9 protein-coding genes are annotated in these 8549 nt (G+C 61.5%); 4 read left to right on the top strand and 5 right to left on the bottom strand.

The annotated features are described in order from the left end of the window. Positions 1 to 257: 257 nt before the first annotated feature. Positions 258 to 551 carry a hypothetical protein gene (locus J4E42_RS20185; RefSeq protein ID WP_003226812.1) on the bottom strand — a complete coding sequence of 98 codons (294 nt, stop codon included), beginning with the start codon at positions 549 to 551 and terminating at the stop codon, positions 258 to 260. 56 nt (positions 552 to 607) lie between these two features. Then, the gene (locus J4E42_RS20180; RefSeq protein ID WP_008041183.1) at positions 608 to 1213 is read right to left on the bottom strand and encodes an arylesterase; all 606 of its coding nucleotides are present in this window, start codon (positions 1211 to 1213) and stop codon (positions 608 to 610) included. 10 nt (positions 1214 to 1223) lie between these two features. Between J4E42_RS20180 and J4E42_RS20175 the strand changes: the two genes are divergently transcribed. From J4E42_RS20175 to greB, 3 genes are read left to right on the top strand one after another with little or no spacing between them, the layout of a single operon-like run. Further along, a complete protein-coding gene (locus J4E42_RS20175) occupies positions 1224 to 1907 on the top strand; it encodes an ABC transporter ATP-binding protein (RefSeq protein ID WP_008041184.1) in 684 nt (227 codons plus the stop codon). Then, positions 1907 to 4411: an ABC transporter permease gene (locus tag J4E42_RS20170; protein ID WP_207285997.1), complete on the top strand. Its 2505-nt coding sequence runs from the start codon at positions 1907 to 1909 to the stop codon at positions 4409 to 4411. Before J4E42_RS20175 ends, J4E42_RS20170 begins: the two co-directional genes overlap by 1 nt. 34 nt (positions 4412 to 4445) lie before the next feature. Next, entirely contained in the window at positions 4446 to 4943 is a 498-nt protein-coding gene (greB, locus tag J4E42_RS20165; RefSeq protein WP_008031876.1) for a transcription elongation factor GreB, read from the top strand. A 3-nt stretch (positions 4944 to 4946) separates the two neighbouring features. Here the strand turns inward: greB and J4E42_RS20160 are convergent, their stop codons facing one another. The 3 genes from J4E42_RS20160 to J4E42_RS20150 form a co-directional block, all read right to left on the bottom strand. Then, positions 4947 to 5255, bottom strand: a complete 309-nt coding sequence (locus J4E42_RS20160) for a hypothetical protein (protein ID WP_008031878.1) — start codon at positions 5253 to 5255, stop codon at positions 4947 to 4949. Positions 5256 to 5502: 247 nt separating this feature from the next. Continuing rightward, positions 5503 to 5937: a DoxX family protein gene (locus tag J4E42_RS20155; RefSeq protein WP_008031879.1), complete on the bottom strand. Its 435-nt coding sequence runs from the start codon at positions 5935 to 5937 to the stop codon at positions 5503 to 5505. Positions 5938 to 6042: 105 nt separating this feature from the next. Continuing rightward, a complete protein-coding gene (locus J4E42_RS20150) occupies positions 6043 to 7464 on the bottom strand; it encodes a transglycosylase SLT domain-containing protein (protein WP_207285996.1) in 1422 nt (473 codons plus the stop codon). A 235-nt stretch (positions 7465 to 7699) separates the two neighbouring features. Between J4E42_RS20150 and J4E42_RS20145 the strand changes: the two genes are divergently transcribed. Then, positions 7700 to 8506, top strand: a complete 807-nt coding sequence (locus tag J4E42_RS20145; RefSeq protein WP_207285995.1) for a TatD family hydrolase — start codon at positions 7700 to 7702, stop codon at positions 8504 to 8506. The last annotated feature ends 43 nt before the right edge of the window (positions 8507 to 8549 follow it).

Below are 8549 nucleotides of genomic sequence, written 5' to 3'. Positions count from 1 at the left end.
GGGGGCGGCTAACCCGGCATCCATGCCGGGTTAGCCGCGCACGGCCAAGGATGGCCGATCGCGGCGGGCCCACGGAGCAGGACCGGAGCGAGGGCATGCCGAGCATTAGCGAGGCACCGAACGAAAGGGGCAAAAGCGCTTTGGTTACTTTCGCGCTTTTCGAAAGTGACTCGCTGTAAAAGCGAAACCGTCAGTGGCCGTTACCGCAAAAACGGATATGCCCCCAACCCAACCCAACCCAACCCCACATCAAGCCATCAAAGCTCGAACCGCAGCTCCGGCCAGATCGGCGAAGTACCGCGCTTTTGCGACTCCAGAATGGCCCGGCACAACGAACACAGCCGCTGGTCCTGGAACACCCGTCGATCAACGCTCGACCAGCGCGGCTGCGCGGGCAGCAGACTTCCGCACAAGGTGCGATCGGCCGAGCCGCCCAGCTCCAGCTGACGGGTCACCAGATGTACCCGCACTTCCTGGCAGGCGAACAGATCCAGCTGTTCGTCAGGCTCGATCAGTTGATAGGCAAAAAGTGACCAGGCGGGACGCGGCATCGGGGGCTCCAAATCGGGGGCGCCACCTTAGCCGAAACACCGCCGCTAGAAAAGCGTCAAAGCAGCGGTTTCAGTGTCGGCCAGACATTTTCCAGCAACTTGTCCTGAGCGCCCGCAGCCGGGTGCAGGCCGTCTGACTGCATCAGCTCAGGATGCCCGCCCACGCCCTCGAGGAAAAACGGCACCAGCGGGATTTTTTTCTCGGCGGCGACGTTGCTGAAAGCCTCAGCGAAGACCTTGTTGTAGCGCGCACCGTAGTTGGGTGGCAGTTGCATGCCGAGTAGTAGCACTTTGGCGCCACTGGCCTTGGAGCTGTTGATCATCGCTGCAAGGTTTTGTTGCAATTGTGTTGGCAGCATTCCGCGCAGCCCGTCATTGCCGCCCAACTCGAGGATCACCAACTCCGGTTTATGCTCTGCAAGCAGCGCAGGCAGGCGCGCCCGGCCTCCGGCGCTGGTGTCGCCGCTGATGGACGCATTGACCACCTTATCGTCGAAACCTTCGCGCTTGAGCCGTTGCTCAAGCAGCGACACCCACCCCTCGCGGGTATCCAGTCCGAAACCGGCGCTGATACTATCGCCAACGATCAGGACAGTACCCGCCGCTGCGTTCTGGGCCATGCACATCAAGGCCAGGCCAGCACTCAAAAACCACACTCGCATCGGATTCTCCATGGGCGCAAGCATTCTCACCGCGAAGGACCTCAGCAAAGTGGTTCCCAGCGCGGAAGGTGATCTGACTATCCTGCACGAACTCAGCCTGGAACTGAACAAGGGCGACAGCCTGGCCATCGTTGGCGCGTCCGGCTCGGGAAAATCCACCCTCCTCGGTCTGCTCGCCGGCCTCGACTTGCCGAGCAGCGGTGAAGTCACCCTCGCAGGCCAGGGCCTGAGCAATCTCGATGAAGACCAACGCGCACGCATTCGCGCCGAACACGTCGGTTTTGTCTTTCAATCATTCCAGCTGCTCGACAGCCTCAACGCCCTGGAAAACGTCATGCTGCCGCTGGAACTCGATGGCCGCAAAGACGCCCGTGAGCGCGCCACCGAATTGCTGCAACGGGTCGGTCTGGGCCAGCGCCTGACCCACTCGCCCCGCCAGCTCTCCGGTGGCGAGCAGCAACGTGTGGCGATTGCCCGTGCGTTTGCCGCCGAGCCCGACGTGCTGTTCGCCGACGAACCCACCGGCAACCTCGACAGCCACACCGGCGAGCGCATCAGCGATCTGTTGTTCGAACTGAACAAGGAACGCGGCACGACCCTGGTGCTGGTGACCCACGATGAACGCCTGGCACATCGTTGCCGGCGCCTGATCCGCCTTGAAGCCGGCCTGCTGGTCGCCCCTCTGGAGCCTTGATGGCACGCCTGCCGCTGTTGCGCCTGTTCAGTCTCGCCATCCGCCAACTGCTGCGCGACGCCCGCGCCGGTGAGCTGCGGGTGTTGTTCTTCGCTTTGCTGGTAGCGGTGGCGGCGAGTACCGCCATCGGTTACTTCGGCGCCCGCCTGAATGGCGCCATGATGCTGCGCGCCACCGAGTTTCTCGGCGCCGACCTGCTGCTCGAAGGCAGTTCGCCGGCGCGACCCGAACAGATCAAAAGCGGCGCGGATCTGGGCCTCGAACATGCGCAGGTGGTGGAGTTCTCCAGCGTAATCGCCACCGACAATGGCATTCAGCTGTCCAGCATCAAGGCCGCCGACGACGTCTATCCACTGCGCGGCGAGCTGAAAAGCGCCGCCGCGCCCTTCGCTGCGGAAGAATCCGGAGGCGGACCGAAACCCGGCGAAGCCTGGGTTGAAGCGCGACTGCTGACCGCGCTGGACTTGAAGATCGGCGACAGCATCGACGTCGGCATGCGCACCCTGAAACTTGCGCGTGTACTGACCTATGAACCGGATCGCGCCGGCAACTTCTACAGCCTGACGCCACGGGTGCTGATCAACCTCAGCGATCTCGCGGCGACCGGCGTGGTGCAGCCCGGCAGCCGCGTCAGCTACCGCGAACTCTGGCGCGGCAAGGCCGAAGCGCTGGAAACCTACCGTCAATTGATCAAACCCGGCCTCGCCGCCAATCAACGCATTCAAGACGCCCGCGATGGCAACCGGCAGATCGGCGGCGCACTCGGCAAAGCCGAGCGCTACTTGAACATGGCGAGTCTGGTCGCGGTGCTGTTGTCCGGTGTCGCGGTGGCGCTGTCGGCGACGCGCTTCGCCACCCGCCGCTTCGATGCCAGTGCACTGTTGCGCTGTCTCGGGCTGTCCCGTCGGGAAACCATGGTGCTGTTCAGTTTGCAGCTGACGGTTCTCGGACTGTTGGCCAGCATCAGCGGCGCCTTGCTCGGCTGGCTGGCGCAACTCGGGTTGTTCGCGCTGCTGCATGATTTGTTGCCGGCCGATGTTCCACCGGGCGGCCTGCTTCCGGCCATCGCCGGGATCGGCACCGGACTGGTGGCGCTGGCCGGTTTTGCCTTGCCGCCACTGGCTGCGTTGGGTCGGGTCCCACCTCTGCGCGTATTACGTCGCGACATGCTGCCGATTCCTTCCAGCACCTGGATGGTCTACGGCGCTGCACTGGGCGCTCTCGGGCTGATCATGTGGCGCCTGAGCCTGGATTTGGTACTGACCTTCGCCCTGCTCGGCGGCGGCGTGATCGCGGCGCTGGTGCTGGGCGGCCTGCTGTTGCTGCTACTGAAGAGCCTGCGCCGGATGCTCGCGCGCGCTTCGTTGCCGTGGCGTCTCGGCCTGGGTCAACTGCTGCGTCATCCACTGGCAGCAGCCGGCCAATCGCTGGCCTTCGGTCTGATCCTGCTGTCCATGGCGCTGATCGCTTTGCTGCGCGGCGAATTGCTGGACACCTGGCAAAACCAGTTGCCGAAAAACGCGCCGAATTACTTCGCGCTGAACATCCTGCCGGCGGAAAAACAGGCATTCACCGATCGCCTGATCGAACTGTCGGCACAATCGGCGCCGTTGTACCCGGTGGTGCCGGGGCGATTGATCAGCATCAATGGCGAACCGGTGCAGGACATCGTCAGCAAGGACTCGGCCGGTGATCGGGCGATTCAGCGCGACCTCAGCCTCACCTGGGCGGCAGACCTGCCGGCCGGCAACAATCTCACCGCCGGCAACTGGTGGGGCGATCAGGCGCCGGACGACGTTCCCGGCGTGTCGGTGGAAGGCAAAGTCGCCGAGAGCCTGAAGCTCAAGCTCGGCGATCACTTGGTCTTTACTGTCGGCGGGGTCAATCGCGAAGCGAAGGTCACCAGCCTGCGGGAGATCAACTGGGACAACTTCCAGCCGAACTTCTTCATGATTTTCCAGCCCGGCACATTGAAGGATCTGCCAGCGACCTACCTGACCAGTTTCTATCTGGCGGCGGGCCACGACCAGCAGATCGTCGACCTGTCCCGCGCCTTCCCGGCGGTGACCATTCTGCAAGTCGAAGCCTTGCTGGCGCAGCTGCGCAGCATCCTCGCCCAGGTCACCCTGGCGGTGGAGTACGTGTTGTTGTTTGTGTTGGCGGCGGGGATGGCGGTGTTGTTCTCGGGCCTGCAAGCCACGCTGGATGAACGCATTCGCCAGGGCGCATTGTTGCGGGCACTGGGGGCCGAGCGCCAGTTGCTGGTCAAGGCCCGACGGATCGAGTTCGGCCTGCTTGGCGCGGTCAGCGGGTTGCTGGCGGCACTGGGCTCGGAGCTGGTAAGCCTGGTGCTGTACCGTTACGCCTTCGACTTGCCGTGGCACCCGCATCCGTGGCTGTTGGTGTTGCCACTGATCGGCGCCTTGCTGATCGGCGGTGCCGGCGTGTTTGGCACCCGACGTGCCTTGAACGCCAGCCCCCTGACAGTCTTGCGCGAGGGTTGATAGACTCAACCCTTCTCAACCACAAGAAGTTGCCATGAGCCGTTATCGCCCTCCCCGCACCGCTGGCACCGCGCTGATCACCCCTGAAGGTGAAGCGCGGATGCGGGCCGAGTTCCATGAACTCTGGCATGTGCGCCGACCGCAGGTCACGCAATCGGTCAGCGAGGCCGCGGCGCAGGGTGATCGCTCCGAGAACGCCGAATACACCTACGGCAAAAAGATGCTGCGCGAAATCGACAGTCGCGTGCGCTTTCTCACCAAGCGCCTGGAAGCGCTCAAGGTGGTCAGCGAAAAACCCAGCGATCCGAACAAGGTCTACTTCGGGGCCTGGGTCACCATCGAAGACGAGGACGGCAAGGAGTCGCGCTACCGCATCGTCGGGCCGGATGAACTGGACTTGAAACTGGGCCTGATCAGCATCGACTCACCGCTGGCACGCGCCCTGATCGGCAAGGCACTGGACGCCGAAGTTCGGGTCCAGACGCCTACCGGCGAACAGTGCGTGTATATCGTGGCGATTGATTACCCATAAGCCTTAACGGCGGGTGATCAGCCCTTGCCGGGCGACGCGGGTCAGTTGCCTGATCATCTCTGGCGCGTCTTCGAGGGCGGGCGACTGAATCACCGCCAGGTCGAAACTGTCGCTGGCAAAACGCGCCAGTGACTCACCGTCTTCGACGAACTGGATCAGGAAAGCTGCGGGCCCACCGGTACGACGTGGCCAACCATCGAGGTAACGCAGGAGCGTCGGCTGATGTTTGCCGCCAAGCAGGATTTTTGGATTGCGCTGGGTCAGATGTGCCGTGATCGGCGCGGGGCGTACAACGGGGTTTAGTGCATTCATCGTGTCGTGTCTCTGCCTCAAAAGTCTGCATGGCAGGTGAGAGGCAACACCGAACCAGCGCTTTAGCGGTATTTCGAAGCCTGTTTCAAGCTTCTATCGGCAACTGAATGAGTCACCTGGCGCCCCGCAAGTAGCTGTTTAAATCGGCGCATGGCAGCATCCTAGAGAAGCTGACCGGACAGTGTCAAGAATGACGCACAACAAAAAAGGCCCGCGCAATGCGGGCCTTTTCGTTGAGCCAGAGCGATCAGCCAGCGATGGCACGATCAACCGACAGCTTGCCGGCGCCTTCGAACAGCACCGCGATGCTGCCACCCAGCAGGGCCAGGGCGAATTCATAACCGTTGTTGGCCATGAACAGACCGTTGCTGATATGCACGCTGAAAATCGCGACCAGCGACAGGAACGTCAGGCCAAGTGCCGCCGGGCGGACCAGCAAGCCGATGATCAAGGCCAGACCGGCGAAGAACTCGGTACCACCGGCCAACGTGGCCATCAGGTAACCCGGTGCCAGGCCGATGCTTTCCATGTACTGCGCGGTGCCCGCCAGACCGTAGCCGCCGAAAGCGCCGAAGAGTTTCTGCGAGCCGTGGGCAGCGAAGATGATGCCGACGAAGATCCGCAGGACAGTCAGGCCGTAGCCAGCGCGGGTAAACAGTACCTTGTTGATCAGTGAGCTCATGCTGTGTCATCCATTGTGTGTTTGTGTGTTGGTTGGCCGCTATATTAATCAATAAATTAAATGCTAAAAGCGCAAATTTTTCGCCATAACAATCAGTTTATTCGATCACTTCCTTAAGGCTACTTTCTGCCCCTGGGGCTCCAACGACTCCCGCTCCCGATCGAACGCCAAGTAATACTTGTTCACGCTATTAACATAGCTGACAGGCCCCATTCCCACCTGCTCCATGGCGATGCGCTCGACCTGGAAGAACCATTGATTGGGATTCAAGCCTCGCCGACGCGCCTCGGCGCGCATGCCCTGAACCCGCTCCGGCCCGATGTTGTAAGCCGCCAGCACGAACGCCATGCGCTCACGCTCGTTGAGTTTGGGGCTGGCAAAAAACTTGCGGCGGATCATCGCCAGGTATTTGGCCCCGGCCTGCACATTGGCATCGAGGTCCTGAATGTTGTTGACCCCTACCCGCTGGGCAGCGGACGGAGTGATCTGCATCAGGCCAGTAGGGCCACCGCCGCTTCGTGCGCTGGGTTGCAGCGCGGACTCCTTGAAGGCCAATGCCGCCAGATTCAACCAATCCATGCCTTGGGCATCGGCGTGTTTCTGCAATACCGGTCTGAGTTTTTCCAGGCGCTGGCGATCAGTCTTGGCCAGTGGGTAATGAACTTGATAGAGACGACGATAGATGCGCAGGAACGCCGCGTCCTGATCCGAAGGCTTTTTGTACCCGATCAGGAAGCGATCGATGCTCGCCCGCAGCATCGAGGCATCGCGACGTACGAACCAGAACTCTTCCCCCGGCTCGCTGATCAGCACCTGCCGATCGAAGCGCAACTTGGGCAGGATCTTGCCCCAGCGTTCGGCAATCGGCTGCTCGACGATGGTCAGGTGAAAAATCCCGCCCTGAACCATTTCCAGCACGTCTTCGACCGCCAGGCTCGGATCGACCCACTCGATCTTCACCGGTGCCAGTTTGTGCAAGGCAAGCTTTTGATTGATCTGATTGATCGCCTCCCCGGCGGCGCTGCCGGTGGGGAGCGCCAGGGTTTTACCGGACAGTTGCTCGAGGCGGGTGTAGCGTTTCTCGCCCTTGATTCCGACCAGGACCAGAGGAATGTCGCTGGCAATCGGTTCGCTGGTGCTGACGGCGTAGCCCGGTTGCAGATCGAGCAACTCGCCCGGCGCAACCAGATCACCCTCCCCGCGCTGCAACGCGCCGAGCAGTTGATCCTTGGCTTTGGGAATGATCTTGAGCGTCACTTCCTGACCGTCACGGGCATGGCCATTGAGGTATTGCTCGAAGGCACGCAAGCGATGGTATTCGACGCCGATGGCCTGGCCCTGGACTTCGCCGGAGCTGTTGCGGCTCTGGTTGACCAGCACCTTCAGCACACGGCTGCTGCGGATTTCCTGCAGGTCGCGCACCTGGGCCGCCGGCACGGCTTGCAGCGGGCCGGCCAGCCGCGCAACCGCCGGCATCGGCAGCAGCAACGAACCACACAGCAGTAACAAAATCGAGGGACGTGTCATCCACTCTCCGGAAAGAATACTGGGCCAATTTCAAAAAAATGTTTGAAATCGAACGACAGAAACAGAGCGCCTTGAGCGCTGGCAAAGTGCGAAAGACTGGCACAGTGATGGCATGCTGACCACCCCAGCTTGTCTCGCGGCATCAAAAGACAGCTTTAACTCGTTGTAGTTCTTGGCTTTTCTTATAAATCTACAGCTCTGATATGCTTTCCGGCCTTTGGTCCGAGGTAGCACCATGCAACTCATCGATATCGGCGTCAACCTGACCAACCCCAGTTTTGCCGACAAACACCAGGCTGTACTCGACCGCGCCTATGCCGCCGGAGTCTGCCAATTGGTGCTCACCGGCACCAATGTCGAAGGCAGCGAACAGGCGCTGGAGCTGTGCCGGCAATTGGATGACACGGCGCAACGGCTGTTCGCCACCGCCGGCATTCACCCTCACGCAGCCAGCGACTGGAACGCCGACAGCGCCCAGCGTCTGCGCAGTTTGCTCAAAGAGCCGAACGTAGTGGCGGTGGGTGAATGCGGGCTGGATTTCAATCGCGATTTCTCGCCGCGTCCGCAACAGGAAAAAGTCCTCGAAGAACACTTGGCGATGGCGGTCGATCTGCAACTGCCGGTGTTTCTCCACGAACGTGATGCCAGTCAGCGCTTGCTGGAAATCCTGCGCGATTACCGCGACCAATTGCCGGCCGCCGTGGTGCATTGCTTCACCGGCGAAAAGAAGGCGCTGTTCAGCTACCTCGACCTGGACTTGCACATCGGCATCACCGGCTGGATCTGCGACGAGCGTCGGGGCACGCATTTGCATCCGTTGGTGAAAGAAATCAAACGCGGGCGGTTGATGCTGGAGAGCGATGCACCGTATCTGCTGCCGCGCAGCTTGCGGCCCAAGCCGAAAAATGGTCGCAACGAACCGGCGTACCTGACTGAAGTGTTGCGGGAAGTGGCGTTGCATCGCGGGGAAAGCGAGGAAGAGCTGGCGGCCCACAGCACCGCGTGTGCGCGGGCTTTTTACGGACTGCCAGTGGTCGACTGAAACGCAATCAACTGTAGGAGCGAGCCCGCTCGCGATGGACTAA

The organism is Pseudomonas sp. FW300-N2A2 (assembly GCF_017351735.1).
GTDB classification, from domain to species: domain Bacteria; phylum Pseudomonadota; class Gammaproteobacteria; order Pseudomonadales; family Pseudomonadaceae; genus Aquipseudomonas; species Aquipseudomonas migulae.
The sequence above is the reverse complement of the archived record's forward strand: the minus strand, read 5'-3'. Positions and strand labels throughout refer to the sequence as shown.